This is a genomic window from Pseudomonas sp. H1_G08, from assembly GCF_054681355.1.
Genome location: NZ_CP162822.1, coordinates 337,539 through 352,292 on the forward strand (window position 1 = coordinate 337,539; position 14,754 = coordinate 352,292).

Here is a 14,754-nt window from a genome sequence, read left to right on the forward strand (position 1 = left end):
GTCGTCGCAAGGTTTGAAATTGTAGGCCGGGGAGTCGATTCACGAGAGATCGCCCCCTCTTTATTCAGCGGATATTCAGCCATCCCTGAAACATCCTGTTTGAGGTTTTACTGCCATGGTCCGTCGTACCAAAGAGGAAGCTCAGGAAACCCGCAGCCAGATTCTGGAAGCGGCCGAGAAAGCCTTTTATGAAAGGGGGGTTGCCCGCACCACCCTGGCGGACATCGCGACCCTCGCCGGCGTAACGCGTGGCGCCATCTACTGGCATTTCAGCAACAAGGCCGATCTGGTCCAGGCGATGCTCGACAGCCTGCACGAACCGCTGGATGAACTGGCCAAGGCCAGCGAAAGCGAGGACGAACCGGACCCGCTGGGCTGCATGCGACAGTTGCTGATTCATTTGTTTCATCAAGTTGCACTGGACCCGAAAACCCGGCGCATCAACGAAATTCTGTTTCATAAGTGCGAGTTCACCGATGAAATGTGCGATCTGCGCCAGCAGCGCCGGACGGCCAGTCTCGATTGCAATCTGCGCATCGGCCTGACCCTGCGTAATGCGGTGAATCGCGGCCAGTTGCCGGAAGACCTCGACACTGCCCGCGCGGCCATCAGCATTCATGCCTACATCGACGGCCTGCTGTACGGCTGGCTGCTGGCCCCGGACAGCTTCGAACTGCATGCCGAGGCTGAACGCTGGGTCGACACCGGGCTGGACATGCTGCGCCTGAGCCCAAGCCTGCGCAAATGAAACAAAATGCGCAATGGCCCGGCAGGATGTCAATCAGCCGCCATGGCTGATGATCGCGGCGGGGAGTTTAATCGTAGCGAGTCGCAGATTTTGTAGGGAAATTGTGTAGCTCTTGTGAATCCGTGTTTCGCCGCTTTTCCCTCACCCTAGCCCTCTCCCACAGGGAGAGGGGACCGACCGGGTTGTTTGGCCAAGCTGGGCCGATCTGAAATATCCCGCCGAACTCAAAGTTTGAAAAGCACAGCAATCGGCTCCCTCTCCCTCGGGAGAGGGCTGGGCGGGCGGCGTTCCGATGAGGGGCTACGCCGGGTGCCACGCAACAAGTCTGAAGCCGAACAACAAAAAGCCCCTGACTCTCAAAAGTCAGGGGCTTTTTCATTTCTGCGCTACAGCCTGATTACAAGGTCGGATAGTCGATGTAGCCGACCGGACCTTTACCGTAGAAAGTCTCTGGATGCGGCTCGTTCAGCGGCGCATCAGCCTGCAAACGTGCCGGCAGGTCCGGGTTGGCAATGAACGGCACGCCGAACGCTACGGCGTCTGCCTTACCGCTGGCCAGCCACTCGTTGGCGCTTTCCTTGGTGAACTTCTCGTTGGCGATGTACGGGCCACCGAAAGCTTCTTTCAGTTGCGGGCCGAGGCTGTCGGCGCCTTCTTTTTCGCGCGAGCAGATGAACGCGATGCCACGCTTGCCCAGTTCACGGGCGACGTAAGTGAAGGTTTCGGCAAGGTTGTCATCGCCCATGTCATGGGAATCGGCACGCGGTGCCAGGTGCACACCAACGCGGCCGGCGCCCCAGACTTCGATCGCGGCGTCGGTCACTTCCAGCAGCAGGCGCGCACGGTTTTCCAGCGAGCCGCCGTACTGGTCGGTGCGCTGGTTGGTGCTGCTTTGCAGGAACTGGTCGAGCAGGTAACCGTTGGCGCCGTGGATTTCCACGCCGTCGAAACCGGCGGCCTTGGCGTTCTCGGCGCCGGTGCGGTAGGCGTCGACGATGTCGGCGATTTCAGCGGTTTCCAGCGCGCGCGGGGTTGGATAGTCGGCCAGTGGGCGCACCAGGCTGACGTGGCCCTTTGGCTGGATGGCGCTTGGCGCGACCGGTGCTTCACCGTTCAGGTACGAAGGGTGAGAAATGCGGCCAACGTGCCACAGTTGCAGGAAGATCTTGCCACCGGCGCCGTGAATCGCCTTGGTCACGTTGGCCCAGCCACGCACTTGATCGTTGGACCAGATGCCCGGGGTGTCCGGGTAGCCGACGCCCATCGGTGTTACCGAAGTGGCTTCGCTGAGGATCAGGCCGGCCGAGGCGCGTTGTACGTAGTATTCGGCCATCAGCGCGTTCGGCACACGACCTTCGTCGGCGCGGCAGCGGGTCAGCGGGGCCATGATGATGCGGTTGTTCAGCTCGATGTCGCCGAGTTTGATCGGGTCGAAAATAGTCGCCATGTCTAAAAGCCTCTCTTGATAAGGAAGTTGATCAGTTGGAAGCAGGCGCCAGCTCGGCATTGCCGTTCTGGCGGAAGGTAATCAGGGTCACCAGCAGGGCAAGTACGGCCAGCGCGGCGGCAGCCAGTGGCACGCTGGTCAGGCCGTAGCCGTGGGCGATGACGCTGCCGCCGACCCAGGCGCCGAGGGCGTTGCCAACGTTGAAGGCGCCGATGTTCAGGGTCGAAACCAGGTTCGGGGCAGCCTTGCCGAAGGTCACCACGTTGACCTGCAGCGCCGGCACAGCGGCGAAACACGCGGTGGCCCAGAGGAACAGAGTGATTTCAGTCGGGATCAGCGCGACGCTGGTCCAGCTCAACACCGTGGACACCACGGCCATGGCGATGAACACGCCGATCAGCGTGGCGGCCATGCCTTTGTCGGCGAGTTTGCCGCCGATGATGTTGCCGACCGTCAGGCCCAGACCGATGAGCATCAGCGTCCAGGTCACGCCACGCGGCGACACGCCGGTGACTTCGCCAAGCAGTGGGGCAACGTAGGTGAACAGGGTGAAGACCGAGGCGGCGAACAGCGCGGTCATGCTCAGCGACAGCCAGATGCCGGCACCTTTGAGGGCGGCCAGTTCGGCGCGCATGTCGAGTTTCTCTTCGTCACGCTTGGCCGGCAGAAAGCGGATCAGGCCGATCAGCGCGATCACACCGATGACGGTCACTGCCCAGAAGGTCGAACGCCAGCCGGCTTCCTGACCCAATGCGGTGCCCAGCGGTACGCCAAGTACGTTGGCCAGGGTCAGGCCGGTGAACATCAAGGCTACTGCCGAGGCACGTTTGTTGGGCGCGACCAGATTGGCCGCCACCACCGAGCCGATGCCGAAGAACGCGCCGTGACACAGCGCGGTGACTATCCGGGCAAACATCAGCACGTTGTAGTCGCTGGCGATGGCGCAGAGCAGGTTGCCGACAATGAAGATGCCCATCAACGCCACCAGCGCTGCCTTGCGCGGCAACCTGGCGGTGGCCAGCGCCATGAACGGTGCACCGATGGCCACGCCCAGGGCGTACCCGGTGACCAGCCAGCCGGCGCCGGGAATCGACACGCCGAGGTCCGCCGCCACGTCGGGCAGCAGGCCCATGATGACGAACTCGGTGGTGCCGATGGCGAAGGCGCTCAGGGCGAGGATGAGAAGCGAAAGGGGCATGCAGGTTTCCTTGTCGGCTGGCTGACGTTAAGGGTCAGAGCTCTTTACTGAGGGTGCTGAGAAACGCCTGGATGACGTCCTCGTTACGTTTGAAAAAATGCCACTGCCCGGCCTTCTGGCTGCTGATCAGCCCGGCCCGTTGCAACGTCGCCAGGTGTGCCGACACGGTCGATTGCGACAGGCCGCAACGTTGATCGATCTGCCCGGCGCAAATACCGTATTCGTGGTTGTGCAACTGCTCGGGGAATTCGCCTTTCGGGTCTTTCAGCCAGTTGAGGATGTCTCGCCGTACTGGGTGCGCCAGGGCTTTTATTATTTCGTCGAGGTCGAGGTTCATGGCTTGGGCTCGTGGTGGCAGTAGCGATATATCGCGATGGAGCGAACTTTAAATCGTTGGATCGCGATATACCAATATGAATTCGGTCTGACGAACGCATAAATCGCTATATCGGGTTATAACGATACGAGGGTGCTGGAGCAGCGACAGCAGTGCTAAGCTGCGCCCATGAACTATCTCGCGCATTTGCATCTCGGCGGCCAGCGCCCTGGTCAGTTACTCGGCAGCCTGTATGGCGACTTCGTCAAAGGTCGGCTGCAAGGCCAGTTCGACCCCGAGGTAGAGGCGGCGATTGCGCTGCATCGGCGCATCGACGTGTTCACCGATCGGCATCCACTGGTGGACATTGCTTTGGGGCGCTTCAGCGAAACGCGGCGGCGCTATGCCGGAATCGTCCTCGATGTGTTTTTCGATCATTGCCTGGCGCGGGACTGGACGCTGTATGCCGACCGACCGCTGGAGCAGTTCACCGCAGACGTCTATCAGGTGCTGTCCCGCGAACGGCAATTGCCGGAGCGGCTGGCGAAGATCGCCCCGCACATGGTCGCCAACGACTGGCTGGGCTCGTATCGCGAATTTGAGGTGCTGGAACAGGTGCTGCGCGGGATCTCGCGACGGCTGACCAGGCCCGAGGAATTGGCCGGGGCAATGGCGGAGTTGCGGCGGTTGTATGAGCCGTTGAGTGAAGACTTCAGCCTGTTCTACCCGCAATTGCAGGATTTCGCACAAAACTCTGATCCACTGAAGATCTGAATGTGGGAGCGAGCCTGCTCGCGAATGCGGTGTCTCAGCCAATATAGATGCTGAATGGCACGACGCCTTCGCGAGCAGGCTCGCTCCCACAGGGGATTTGTATTTTCAGGCGGCGATCAAATCGCCTGCGCGACGCGGTTCGGCAGGTTTCGCCACCTCACCAAACAACACCTTCTGCACCGCCTGCTGCGCTTCGAACGCCAGCGCCGCGCGCTCGCGGCCCTGACAGGCAATCGGCTTGAGCAGATGCACCTGGACATCGCCGCAGTCATGGCTGAACAGGCGCATCAGGTGCGAGAGCAAATCATCGTCACCAATGAACGGTGCGAGCGTATCGATTTCGCCGTCACGCAGATAACGAATCGCCACCGGTTGCAGCATCACTTCGGAATCGATCGCCGCCGACAGCAGGCGACCATGAAAGGTGCGCAGCGAACGGCCATCGGTGGTGGTGCCTTCGGGGAACATCAGCAGTGCATGTTCAGTTTGCAGATGGCGGGTCATCTGCTTGCGGATCAACTGACTGTCGCCCGACCCACGGCGGATGAACAGGCTGCCGGCTTTGGCTGCGAGCCAGCCGGCCACCGGCCAGGTGCGCACTTCGGCCTTGGACAGAAACGACAGCGGCGTGAGCATGCCCAGCAGCGGAATGTCGGTCCACGACACGTGATTGCTGACCCAAAGCATCGGCTGTTTCGGCAGCTCGCCATGCACGCTCACGCGAAACGGCAGGGCGTTGCTCAGCCGCGCCATGAAGAAGCGCGACCAGCGCTGACGCCGCTCCATCGAGTGCGCCAGACCAATGCGCTCGAACACGCCGAAGACGCTGGCCATGGTCAGCCCCAGCGTCACCACCAGCAGCACTCGCGCGATTCGCGCGTACACCCGCAACCGGCTCATCACACCGCCGCCTTGAAGTGTTTGGCGTAGCGCGGGCAGAGTTCGTCGCGCTTGAGCAGGATGAACACGTCGGCCACTTGGAAGTCTTCGTCCCAGCACGGCTCGCCGCAGATCTTCGCCCCGAGGCGCATGTAGGCCTTGAGCAGCGGCGGCATTTCGGCGATGACGTTGGACGGGATATCCAGCGTCGGCAGCGGATTTTTCGGCTCGGCGCGCAAGTGTTCGGTGCACAGATAACGCTCGCGCAGACGCTGCATGATCGCGTGGGCCTGAATGCCGCCGTCCTGCATCGGGATGCTCGCGCAACCCATCAGATAGCTGTAGCCGCCCTGATTGAGCACTTCGGCCAATTCGCCCCAGAGCACGGCGATGGTGCCGCCGTTGCGGTACGCCGGATCGACGCAGGTGCGGCCGATTTCCAGGATCGGGCCTTGCAGATGGGCGAGGCCGTGCAGGCTGAATTCTTCTTCGCTGTAGAACTTGCCGAGGCTGCTGGCGGCGGTGTGATCGAGCAGACGCGTGGTGGCGACCAGGCGCCCGGTGTTCAGATCACGCACGCCGATGTGGCTGCAGTGAACATCATAATCATCCATGTCCAGACCCAGTTCGGCGCCTTTCAGTTTGGCGTTGAACTCGCCGCTGAAGACGGCGAAGCGCAGGGCCTGGGCTTGCTGCAAGGCTTCGGCGCCGATCAGGCGTTCGGCTTGCAGGCGGCGTTCATTGCCGGTGTCGCTGATGCGGGCGATTTGCGTCATGTGAATCTCCGTACGGGCCTTTAACCCGTCGTGGGTTGCAGCCGATCGACTTTCTTTATGCAGCCGTGTTGTGCAAAGTCAGGCTATGTAGCCCCGGTGTCATCGCCATGAACGTTCGGTGATGCTTATATGACAGCCCACAAGGAGGCGCCCATGCCCTGGCCAGATCTGCTGCACCGCCGTGAACGCTTGCCCGCCGCAGCTGATCTGGCCGAGGGCTTTGCAACGTTGTTGCAGACGCTGGGCAACGTCACGCCGTTCGAATTGGCGGTGGCCGGCGGGCGGCGGATGGCGACGCCGGGGCTGGCGTTTCTGGTGGGTTATCAGGCGGCGCTGCGCATGTTGTGGCCGAGCGCGCCGCTGAGCCTCGGCGCCTTGTGCGCGACCGAGCAACGCAGCCTGCGTCCGGCCGATATGCAAACGCGGCTGCGCGATTTGCGCTTGAGTGGGCGCAAGGATTTCGTCACCGCAGGCGACGCCGCCGATTGGTTACTGGTTGCTGCGCGCAGTGAGGAGCCTGGCGAAACACCGCGCCTGAGTCTGGCGGTGGTGTATCCCGGCGAGCCCGGCGTGAAGGTAGAAAAACTTCCGGCGTTGCCGTTGATGCCGGACATCAGCCACGGCCGCCTGTACCTCGACGGCGCCCTGTGCGAATTGCTCGCTGGCGATGGCTGGGACGCCTACGTCAAACCGTTTCGCACCCTTGAAGATGTCTACGTGCTCAGCGCCATGACCGCGTGGTTGTACGGCGTCGGCCAGGACAGCGACTGGCCGCAGGCCCTGCAACTGCGTTTGCTGGCGCTGCTGGCCGGGTGCGCCGAGGCCAGTCGGCAAGCGCCGAACAATCCGCCCGGGCATGTGCTGCTGGGCGGGTTGTTTGCGCAGTTTGAAGCGCTGGCGGGGGAGGTGGACCAGGCATTGGGCAATGGCCCGGTGGAGTGGGCGCAGATGTGGCAGCGGGACAAGGGCGTGATGCAGTTGGCGGCGGGGGCGAGGGCCAAGCGGTTGGCCAAGGCTTTGGCGGTGACCTGAGCGGCCCCTTCGCGAGCAGGCTCGCTCCCACAGGGACGGTATTCTTCAATTGAAATGCGATCAACTGTGGGAGCGAGCCTGCTCGCGAAGGCGGCCTCAAAATCACCATACATCTGTCATAAACCCCGACTAGTCTCGACAGGTTCATTCCCAGAGCGCCCACCATGTTCAAAGGCCTGTCGCTGTTCCTGCTGCTGATCAGCCTCACCGTCCGCGCCGAACAATGGCCCGGCGAGCAATGGCCCATCGCCCCGCAGATCACCGGCCCGGCCGTCGATGCGCTGGAAGCCTACGCCTTCCCGCCCCGCAACGACGCCACCCGCGAAGGCATCCGCACCGACGCCTTGCTGATCATCCGCGACGGCCAGATTCTCTACGAACGCTACGCCGCTCCGACCACTGCACAGACTCCGCACCTGACCTGGTCAATCAGCAAAAGCCTGCTGGCCACGCTCCTCGGCATGGCCTACGGCGAAGGCCTGTTCAAGCTCGACGATCCGGCGCTGAAGTTCTACCCAGCGCTGGAAAAACACCCGGCGATCACCCTCGGCCATCTGCTGAACTGGGCCTCCGGTCTGGATTGGCAGGAAGACTACGAATACGCGCCGCTGAAATCTTCGGTGGTGGCGATGCTCTACACCCGCGGCCATCGCGACATGGCCGCGTTCACTGCGGACCACGACGCCTACGCCGCGCCGGGTCAGGCTTTCCGTTATTCCAGCGGTGACAGCAGTCTGCTCGCCGCTGCCCTGAAAACCATGTTCGGCGCAGAGCGTTATGCCGATTATCCGTGGACAGCATTGTTCGAGCCGTTGGGCATTCGCCACGCCGTGTGGGAAAGCGATGCCAGCGGCACCTTTGTCGCCTCGTCCTATGCCTATCTCACCGCGCGGGATCTGGCGCGGGTCGGTCTGCTGATGGCGCGCGGCGGGCGCTGGAACGATCGGCAGTTGCTGCCCGAGGATTGGCTCGCGTTCAACCTAACACCGTTTGCCGGCTACAAGGCGCATCAGGACGAAGCCGTACCCGGCGGCCATTGGTGGCTCAATCGGCCAGTCGGTGGCGCACCATCACCATGGCCCGACGCCCCACCCGACACCTTCGCCGCCCTCGGCCATTGGGGCCAGGCGTTGTACGTGATGCCCAGTGAAAAGCTGGTGATCGTGCGTTACGGCGATGATCGTGATGGCAGCTATAAGCACAACGAATTGCTCAAACGCGTGTTGCAGGCGGTGCGGCCATGAAGCGCTTTCTATTGTTGCTGTTGGTCGTGCTGCTCGGTTGGGGTTGGTATGAACGGGAAAACCTCTGGGCTTTCCCGGACATCATCAGCGCCTACACCGCCAAGGAATATTGCTCGTGCCGGTATGTGATGAACAACGATGCCGGGTATTGCCGTGGTTATGTAAAGCAATGGCTGCCAACCAGCGGTTTTACCGATGATGTTTCCAGCAAAACCATCACCGTCAGCGGCATGGGCCGCAGTAACAGCGCGCAATGGCTGAGCGAACGCCAGGGCTGTCGCCTGAATCCTTGAATTATCTGGTCTCCCCTGTGGGAGCGAGCCTGCTCGCGAAATCGTCGCAAGCCGCAATACATGCTGTGCGGGGAGCATTGCATTCGCGAGCAGGCTCGCTCCCACAGGGCTTGCAATAACTTGGCGGGCGGTTAAGGTTCGTGCAGGTTTATCGCCCCCACGAGTGTTCAATGTTCAACCGCTCCCTCTATACAACCTTCGCCAGTCTGCTGTTGACCGCCGTTGCGCTGCCGGCCCAGGCCAATTGGTATCTGGATGGCGAGTCGTCGCGGCTGTCGTTCGTCAGCACAAAAAATGCCAGCGTGTCGGAGGTGCAGCGCTTTCTGGTGCTGCACGGCAAGGTCGATCCCAACGGTCGCGCCGAGGTCGAAGTCGAGCTCGAATCGATCAACAGCGGCATTCCGCTGCGCGATGAGCGCATGCGCAAGGAGCTGTTCCAGATCGAGCAGTTTCCCGCAGCCACCATCACTACCCAGATCGACCTGCGTCCGATCAACGATCTGGCCCCCGGCGCGCAGCTGGAGTTGCGCCTGCCGCTGACCGTCAGCCTGCACGGCAAGCAGCACGAATACCCGGCCGAGTTGCTCGCCACTCGTCTCGATGACCGGCGTTTTCAGGTGGTCACGCTGGAGCCGCTGGTGATCAATGCCGAGGATTTCGATCTGGCGCCTGGCCTGGAAAACCTGCGCAAACTCGCCGATCTGTCGGCGATCAGTCTGTCGGTGCCGGTGGGTGCGGTGCTGATTTTCACGGCGCGCTGACATGCGCGGTGCGGTGTTCCCTTGGCGTGACGGCAACCGTTTCGAACTGTTGATCGACGGCCCGCAGTTCTTTCCGCGCATGCTCGAGCACATCGCTGGAGCTACAGAACAGATCGAACTGGAGCTGTACCTGGTCGAGGCCGGCGCCTGCGCCGAAGCCATCGTCCAGGCGCTGGTCGCGGCGGCCGAGCGCGGCGTGCGCGTGCGTTGCTTGTTCGATGATTACGGCAGCCTCGCGTTCACGCTGCATCTGCGCCAGCGCCTGACCCAGGCCGGCGTCGAGCTGCGTTTCTACAATCGCCTGAGCTGGCGGCGCTGGGTCGGCAATTTCTATCGCGACCACCGTAAATTGCTGCTGGTCGACCAATGCCTGGCAGTGGTCGGCGGCACCGGCGTGACCGATGAATTCTGGACGCCGGGCCATGATGTCAGCGAGTGGCACGAGGTGATGGTCGAGATCAGCGGCCCGTTGGTGATCGACTGGCAATTGCTGTTTGATCGCCAGTGGATCGCCAACCGTTACCGCCGCGCCTGGCGCCCGGCCGCGCATTTCGGCTTGCCGCGCCTGCCCCGCGTACCGGACAAGGGCGAAGGCATGGGCCGCGTGGCGTATGCCGATGCCCGTCAACATCGCGACATTTTGCAGTCGTTGTTCCGTGCGTTGAACAGCGGGCAAAAACGCATCTGGATGGCCACGCCGTACTTTCTGCCGACCTGGAAAATCCGCCGCTCGCTGCGCAAAGCCGCCGCACGCGGTGTCGATGTGCGGTTGCTGCTGACCGGCCCGCGCACCGATCACCCGTCAGTGCGCTACGCCGGGCATCGCTACTACCCGCGCCTGCTCAAAGCCGGCGTGCAGATCTTCGAATACCAGCCGTGCTTCCTGCACCTGAAAATGGTTCTGGTCGACGAATGGGTAAGCATCGGTTCGTGCAACTTCGATCACTGGAATCTGCGTTTCAATCTGGAGGCGAATCTGGAAGCACTGGACCCGGCGTTGACGGCAGCGGTGGAGGCGAGTTTTGTGAAGGACTTCGGCTTGAGTCAGCTGGTGAGCCTGGAGGAATGGCAGCGCCGACCGTTGTGGCGGCGGGTCAAGCAGCGGGTGTGGGGCTGGGTGGATCGGTTGGTGGTGAATATTCTCGATAGACGCGGATAACCACGATTTTGAATACACCCTGAATCCAATGTGGGAGCGAGCCTGCTCGCGAAAGCGGTGCGTCATTTGATCGTTCCCACGCTCCGCGTGGGAATGCCTCTAGGGACGCTCCGCGTCACTGGACGCGGAGCGTCACGGGCTGCATTCCCACGCAGAGCGTGGGAACGATCAGTGCAGGGGGGGCGGTGTGCTTGCTGTTACAGCAATTCAAAGCTCTGCTGCGTCACCGCCTGCGAATCCAGGCCGATCTGCACGTTGAACTTGCCAGGCTCGGCTGCGTATTTGAGCTGGGCGTTGTAGAACTTCAGGTCTTCCTCGGTGATGGTGAAGTGCACGACCTTCTGTTCGCCGGCCTTGAGCATGATCTTCTGGAAGTTCTTCAGTTCTTTCACCGGGCGAATCATCGAACCGGTGACGTCCTGGATGTACAACTGCACCACGGTTTCGCCGTCACGCTTGCCGGTGTTCTTGACCATGACGCTGGCGTCGAGCTTGCCGCTGGCGTTCAGGGTGGTCGATGACAGCGCCATATCGCTCAGGGCGAAGGTGGTGTAGCTCAGACCATAACCGAACGGAAACAGCGGGCCGGTGGTGTCATCGAAATACTGCGAGGTGTAGTTGCCCGGTTTGCCCGGCGTGAACGGCCGGCCGATGCTCAGGTGGTTGTAGTAGGTCGGGATCTGGCCCACGGAACGCGGGAAGGTCACCGGCAGTTTGCCCGACGGGTTGTAGTCGCCGAACAGCACGTCGGCGATGGCGTTGCCGCCCTCGGTGCCGCTGAACCAGGTTTCCAGAATCGCATCGGCCGACTGGTTCTCTTCGAGAATCGTCAGCGGACGGCCGTTCATCAACACCAGCACCAACGGCTTGCCGGTGGCTTTCAGCGCACGGATCAATTCGCGCTGGGTTTCCGGGATGTTCAGGTCGGTGCGGCTCGAGGATTCGTGGGACATGCCACGGGACTCGCCCACCGCTGCAACGATCACGTCAGCCGCTTTCGCCGCTTTCACTGCCTCGTCGATCAGCACGTTGGCCGGGCGCGGGTCATCGACCACTTCCGGAGCATCGAAGTTGAGGAAGTTCAGGTAGTCGAGGACCTTCTTGTCGCCCGTGATGTTGGCGCCACGGGCGTAGATCAGGTTGGCCTTGTCGCCGATCACCGAACTCATGCCATCGAATAGCGTGACCGATTGCGCCGGACGTCCGGCGGCGGCCCAGCTGCCCATCATGTCGATCGGCGCTTTCGCCAATGGGCCGACCAGCGCGATTTTCGCGTCTTTCTTCAGCGGCAGGGTTTCGTTGTGGTTCTTCAGCAGCACCAGACTGCGCCGCGCGACTTCGCGGGCCTCGGCGCGGTGCAGGCGGCTTTCGGCGTAGGTGTCGGCCGGGTCATCTTCAGCTTTGCCGATGCGCAGGTACGGGTCTTTGAACAGGCCCATGTCGTACTTGGCCGCGAGCACTTCGCGCACAGCATTGTCGATGTCTTTCTGTTCGATCTCGCCGGACTTGAGCAGCCCCGGCAGCTCTTTGCCGTAGAGGGTGTCGTTCATGCTCATGTCGATGCCGGCCTTGATCGCCAGCTTTGCCGCTTCGCGACCGTCGCGGGCGACGCCGTGCTTGATCAGTTCGAAGATCGCGCCGTGATCGCTGACCGCCAGGCCTTTGAAGCCCCAGTCCTTGCGCAGCAGGTCGTTCATCAGCCAGGTGTTGGCCGTGGCCGGAATGCCGTTGATCGAGTTCAACGCCACCATCACACCGCCAGCACCGGCATCGATCGCGGCGCGGTAGGGCGGCAGATAATCCTGGTACATCTTCACCGGGCTCATGTCGACGGTGTTGTAGTCGCGACCGCCCTCGACCGCGCCATACAGGGCGAAGTGCTTGACGCTGGCCATGATGCTGTCGGCGGCGCTTGGGGTCTCGCCCTGATAGGCCTTGACCATGACTTTGGCGATGCGCGAGGTCAGGTAAGTGTCTTCGCCGAAACCTTCGGAGCTGCGGCCCCAGCGCGGATCGCGGGAGATATCCACCATCGGCGCGAAGGTGATGTCGAGGCTGTCAGCGGCGGCTTCTTTAGCCGCAACGCGACCGGACTGGCCAATGGCGTCCATGTCCCAACTCGACGCAAGGGCCAGCGGAATAGGGAAAATCGTACGGTGACCGTGGATCACGTCGTACGCGAAAAACATCGGAATCTTCAGGCGACTGCGCATGGCCGCGTCCTGCATCGGACGGTTTTCCGCGCGGGTGATCGAGTTGAACGTGCCGCCGATGTTGCCGCCGGCAATTTCCTTGCGGATCAGCTCGCGGGGCATTTCCGGGCCGATGCTGATCAGGCGCAACTGGCCGATCTTCTCGTCGAGGGTCATTTGTTTCATCAGGTTGCTGATGAAAGCATCCTTGTTTTCCAACGGTACCGGGGTCGTGGCGGCCAGTACCTGGTGACTGGCCAGGCTGACGAACAGACCCAGCAAACACAGCTTCTTCATGAATTTTTTCTCTAGAGCCCAAACGGTGATGCAACACCGGCCAGCCAAAATGTAGGGAGCGACTATTGTTGTTCGGGTGCCGGCGCAAAATCCTGAGCCGGAAAACCGCAGCCGACAGCGGCAACGTGAACGCGAAGGGCACTTTTTAGCCGATTAACCCGTCGCATGCCAGTGGCGGCGCCGATTATGCCCCAACCGCTGGCCGGGAATGCCCAGCGCTCGGTTTTTAAATCAAATGTGTCATGGAGCATCACTGCAATGAATATCAGCTCAACCTCCCGTTCACGGCTACAGATCGCCACGTTGCTGGTGTTCGCCACGCTGTTGACCGCGTGCGGCATCAACAATATCCCGACCCTCGACGAACAGGTCAAAGCCGCCTGGGGCCAGGTGCAGAACCAGTATCAGCGCCGCGCCGACCTGATCCCCAATCTGGTGGAAACCGTGAAGGGCTATGCCGCCCATGAGCAGGAAACGCTGACCGCCGTGATTGAGGCGCGGGCCAAGGCGACGTCGATTCAGGTCGATGCCAGCACCCTCGACAACCCCGAGAAGCTCAAGCAGTTCCAGCAGGCGCAGGATCAACTGACCGGCGCATTGAGCCGTTTGATGGTGGTCTCCGAGCGCTACCCGGATCTGAAGGCCAACCAGAACTTCCTCGCCCTGCAATCGCAACTCGAAGGCACGGAAAACCGGATTGCCGTGGCGCGTCGCGATTTCATCCTGGCGGTGCAGAAGTACAACACCGAGATCCGCACCTTCCCCGGTCGCCTGTGGCACAGCGTGATGTACAGCGATCTGCCGATGCGCGAAACCTTCGAAGCCACCACGCCCGGCGCGGAAAAAGCTCCGGAAGTGAAATTCTGACTCGAGGTCGCCCATGCGTGTGTTGAAACTGGGCCTGGTGCTGATGCTCTGGCTGTTCGCCGTCAGCGCCCGGGCCGAATTGACGTTTCCGCCGCTGAGCGGGCGCGTGGTCGATCAGGCGCAGATGCTCGAGCCATCGATTCGCGCGCAACTGAGCCAGCAATTGCAGGCGCACGAACAGGCCACCGGCGAGCAATTGGTGGTGGTCACGTTGCCCGATCTGCAGGGCACCACCATCGAGGATTTCGGCGTCCAACTGGGTCGGCACTGGGGCATCGGTCAGAAAGACAAGAACAACGGCGCCTTGCTGATCGTCGCCCGTGACGAGCGCAAACTGCGCATCGAAGTCGGCTATGGCCTGGAGGATCGCCTGACCGATGCGCAGTCGTCGGTGATCATTCATCAGGTCATCACGCCAGCGTTCAAGGCCGGCAATTTCAGCAAAGGCATCAGCGACGGCGTTGCGGCGATGCTGGTAGTGCTCGGTGGCAATCCGCTGGACGAACCCTCAACCGTGTACGAATCCAGCGGCGACCCGGCGGATGATTTCATCTCGCGGCACCCGGCGCTGTTCGTGTTCCTGGTGATGTTGTTCATCCTGACGGTGTTTGTCTGCCAGATGCTCGGTATCCTGCCTGCCGGCCGGGGTGGCTCCGGAGGAGGGGGCGGCTTTGGCGGAGGCGGCGGATTCGGCGGCGGTGGCGGTGGCGGCTTCAGCGGTGGCGGGGGCAGTTTCGGCGGCGGCGGTTCGTCCGGCGGCTGGTGAGATCA

General features: G+C 62.0%; 15 protein-coding genes. 9 read left to right on the top strand and 6 right to left on the bottom strand.

Translation table 11 applies throughout. The features are described from left to right. Nucleotides 1-115: 115 nt before the first annotated feature. Nucleotides 116-748, top strand: coding sequence for an efflux system transcriptional repressor EmhR (gene emhR, locus AB4N85_RS01555; protein WP_016771330.1), 633 nt, complete (start codon nucleotides 116-118; stop codon nucleotides 746-748). A gap of 397 nt (nucleotides 749-1,145) precedes the next feature. Here the strand turns inward: emhR and AB4N85_RS01560 are convergent, their stop codons facing one another. Genes AB4N85_RS01560 through AB4N85_RS01570 form a run of 3 tightly spaced genes read right to left on the bottom strand, consistent with a single transcriptional unit; the run spans nucleotide 1,146 to nucleotide 3,730 of the window. After that, nucleotides 1,146-2,195, bottom strand: a complete 1,050-nt coding sequence (locus AB4N85_RS01560) for an alkene reductase (RefSeq protein WP_016771329.1) — start codon at nucleotides 2,193-2,195, stop codon at nucleotides 1,146-1,148. Between the two features lie 31 nt (nucleotides 2,196-2,226). After that, on the bottom strand, nucleotides 2,227-3,393 hold the full coding sequence (locus AB4N85_RS01565) for an MFS transporter (protein WP_150636450.1): 1,167 nt from the start codon (nucleotides 3,391-3,393) through the stop codon (nucleotides 2,227-2,229). Between the two features lie 34 nt (nucleotides 3,394-3,427). Further along, entirely contained in the window at nucleotides 3,428-3,730 is a 303-nt protein-coding gene (locus tag AB4N85_RS01570; RefSeq protein WP_016771327.1) for an ArsR/SmtB family transcription factor, read from the bottom strand. A 168-nt stretch (nucleotides 3,731-3,898) separates the two neighbouring features. Here AB4N85_RS01570 and AB4N85_RS01575 point away from each other — a divergent pair, with 168 nt between their 5' ends. Then, complete coding sequence (locus AB4N85_RS01575) at nucleotides 3,899-4,483, top strand: acyl carrier protein phosphodiesterase (protein WP_252868923.1); 585 nt, start codon at nucleotides 3,899-3,901, stop codon at nucleotides 4,481-4,483. A gap of 105 nt (nucleotides 4,484-4,588) precedes the next feature. Here AB4N85_RS01575 and AB4N85_RS01580 read toward each other — a convergent pair whose 3' ends face one another. Together AB4N85_RS01580 and olsB are read right to left on the bottom strand one after the other, a co-directional pair. Continuing rightward, nucleotides 4,589-5,383 carry a lysophospholipid acyltransferase family protein gene (locus AB4N85_RS01580; protein WP_041478905.1) on the bottom strand — a complete coding sequence of 265 codons (795 nt, stop codon included), beginning with the start codon at nucleotides 5,381-5,383 and terminating at the stop codon, nucleotides 4,589-4,591. Continuing rightward, a complete protein-coding gene (gene olsB, locus AB4N85_RS01585; RefSeq protein WP_016771324.1) occupies nucleotides 5,383-6,138 on the bottom strand; it encodes an L-ornithine N(alpha)-acyltransferase in 756 nt (251 codons plus the stop codon). Before olsB ends, AB4N85_RS01580 begins: the two co-directional genes overlap by 1 nt. A gap of 153 nt (nucleotides 6,139-6,291) precedes the next feature. Here olsB and AB4N85_RS01590 point away from each other — a divergent pair, with 153 nt between their 5' ends. From AB4N85_RS01590 to AB4N85_RS01610, 5 genes are all read left to right on the top strand, one after another. After that, a complete protein-coding gene (locus AB4N85_RS01590) occupies nucleotides 6,292-7,170 on the top strand; it encodes an acyl-CoA dehydrogenase middle domain-containing protein (RefSeq protein WP_252868924.1) in 879 nt (292 codons plus the stop codon). 164 nt (nucleotides 7,171-7,334) lie between these two features. Next, the gene (locus tag AB4N85_RS01595) at nucleotides 7,335-8,414 is read left to right on the top strand and encodes a serine hydrolase domain-containing protein (RefSeq protein ID WP_460066685.1); all 1,080 of its coding nucleotides are present in this window, start codon (nucleotides 7,335-7,337) and stop codon (nucleotides 8,412-8,414) included. Further along, on the top strand, nucleotides 8,411-8,707 hold the full coding sequence (locus tag AB4N85_RS01600; RefSeq protein ID WP_130901887.1) for an amidase: 297 nt from the start codon (nucleotides 8,411-8,413) through the stop codon (nucleotides 8,705-8,707). The genes AB4N85_RS01595 and AB4N85_RS01600 overlap by 4 nt, the downstream gene beginning before the upstream one ends. A 170-nt stretch (nucleotides 8,708-8,877) precedes the next feature. After that, nucleotides 8,878-9,468: a YceI family protein gene (locus AB4N85_RS01605; protein WP_016771320.1), complete on the top strand. Its 591-nt coding sequence runs from the start codon at nucleotides 8,878-8,880 to the stop codon at nucleotides 9,466-9,468. A gap of 1 nt (nucleotide 9,469) precedes the next feature. Next, on the top strand, nucleotides 9,470-10,627 hold the full coding sequence (locus AB4N85_RS01610) for a phospholipase D-like domain-containing protein (protein ID WP_056783426.1): 1,158 nt from the start codon (nucleotides 9,470-9,472) through the stop codon (nucleotides 10,625-10,627). A gap of 197 nt (nucleotides 10,628-10,824) precedes the next feature. On the opposite strand, the gene bglX is transcribed toward AB4N85_RS01610, so the two are convergent. Beyond that, the gene (bglX, locus tag AB4N85_RS01615; RefSeq protein ID WP_252868927.1) at nucleotides 10,825-13,116 is read right to left on the bottom strand and encodes a beta-glucosidase BglX; all 2,292 of its coding nucleotides are present in this window, start codon (nucleotides 13,114-13,116) and stop codon (nucleotides 10,825-10,827) included. A 258-nt stretch (nucleotides 13,117-13,374) separates the two neighbouring features. Between bglX and AB4N85_RS01620 the strand changes: the two genes are divergently transcribed. After that, entirely contained in the window at nucleotides 13,375-13,983 is a 609-nt protein-coding gene (locus AB4N85_RS01620; protein ID WP_095180575.1) for a LemA family protein, read from the top strand. A gap of 13 nt (nucleotides 13,984-13,996) precedes the next feature. Beyond that, nucleotides 13,997-14,749, top strand: coding sequence for a TPM domain-containing protein (locus tag AB4N85_RS01625; protein ID WP_095180576.1), 753 nt, complete (start codon nucleotides 13,997-13,999; stop codon nucleotides 14,747-14,749). Nucleotides 14,750-14,754 lie beyond the last annotated feature (5 nt).

Excerpts from the sequence above, each read along its gene's own strand:
- AB4N85_RS01605 (WP_016771320.1), top strand. The coding sequence starts at position 8,878 with ATGTTCAACCGCTCCCTCTATACAACCTTCGCCAGTCTGCTGTTGACC.
- AB4N85_RS01560 (WP_016771329.1), bottom strand. The coding sequence starts at position 2,195 with ATGGCGACTATTTTCGACCCGATCAAACTCGGCGACATCGAGCTGAAC.
- AB4N85_RS01600 (WP_130901887.1), top strand. The coding sequence starts at position 8,411 with ATGAAGCGCTTTCTATTGTTGCTGTTGGTCGTGCTGCTCGGTTGGGGT.
- AB4N85_RS01625 (WP_095180576.1), top strand. The coding sequence starts at position 13,997 with ATGCGTGTGTTGAAACTGGGCCTGGTGCTGATGCTCTGGCTGTTCGCC.
- AB4N85_RS01575 (WP_252868923.1), top strand. The coding sequence starts at position 3,899 with ATGAACTATCTCGCGCATTTGCATCTCGGCGGCCAGCGCCCTGGTCAG.
- olsB (WP_016771324.1), bottom strand. The coding sequence starts at position 6,138 with ATGACGCAAATCGCCCGCATCAGCGACACCGGCAATGAACGCCGCCTG.
- AB4N85_RS01580 (WP_041478905.1), bottom strand. The coding sequence starts at position 5,383 with ATGAGCCGGTTGCGGGTGTACGCGCGAATCGCGCGAGTGCTGCTGGTG.
- AB4N85_RS01570 (WP_016771327.1), bottom strand. The coding sequence starts at position 3,730 with ATGAACCTCGACCTCGACGAAATAATAAAAGCCCTGGCGCACCCAGTA.
- AB4N85_RS01590 (WP_252868924.1), top strand. The coding sequence starts at position 6,292 with ATGCCCTGGCCAGATCTGCTGCACCGCCGTGAACGCTTGCCCGCCGCA.
- AB4N85_RS01610 (WP_056783426.1), top strand. The coding sequence starts at position 9,470 with ATGCGCGGTGCGGTGTTCCCTTGGCGTGACGGCAACCGTTTCGAACTG.
- AB4N85_RS01595 (WP_460066685.1), top strand. The coding sequence starts at position 7,335 with ATGTTCAAAGGCCTGTCGCTGTTCCTGCTGCTGATCAGCCTCACCGTC.
- AB4N85_RS01620 (WP_095180575.1), top strand. The coding sequence starts at position 13,375 with ATGAATATCAGCTCAACCTCCCGTTCACGGCTACAGATCGCCACGTTG.
- AB4N85_RS01565 (WP_150636450.1), bottom strand. The coding sequence starts at position 3,393 with ATGCCCCTTTCGCTTCTCATCCTCGCCCTGAGCGCCTTCGCCATCGGC.
- emhR (WP_016771330.1), top strand. The coding sequence starts at position 116 with ATGGTCCGTCGTACCAAAGAGGAAGCTCAGGAAACCCGCAGCCAGATT.
- bglX (WP_252868927.1), bottom strand. The coding sequence starts at position 13,116 with ATGAAGAAGCTGTGTTTGCTGGGTCTGTTCGTCAGCCTGGCCAGTCAC.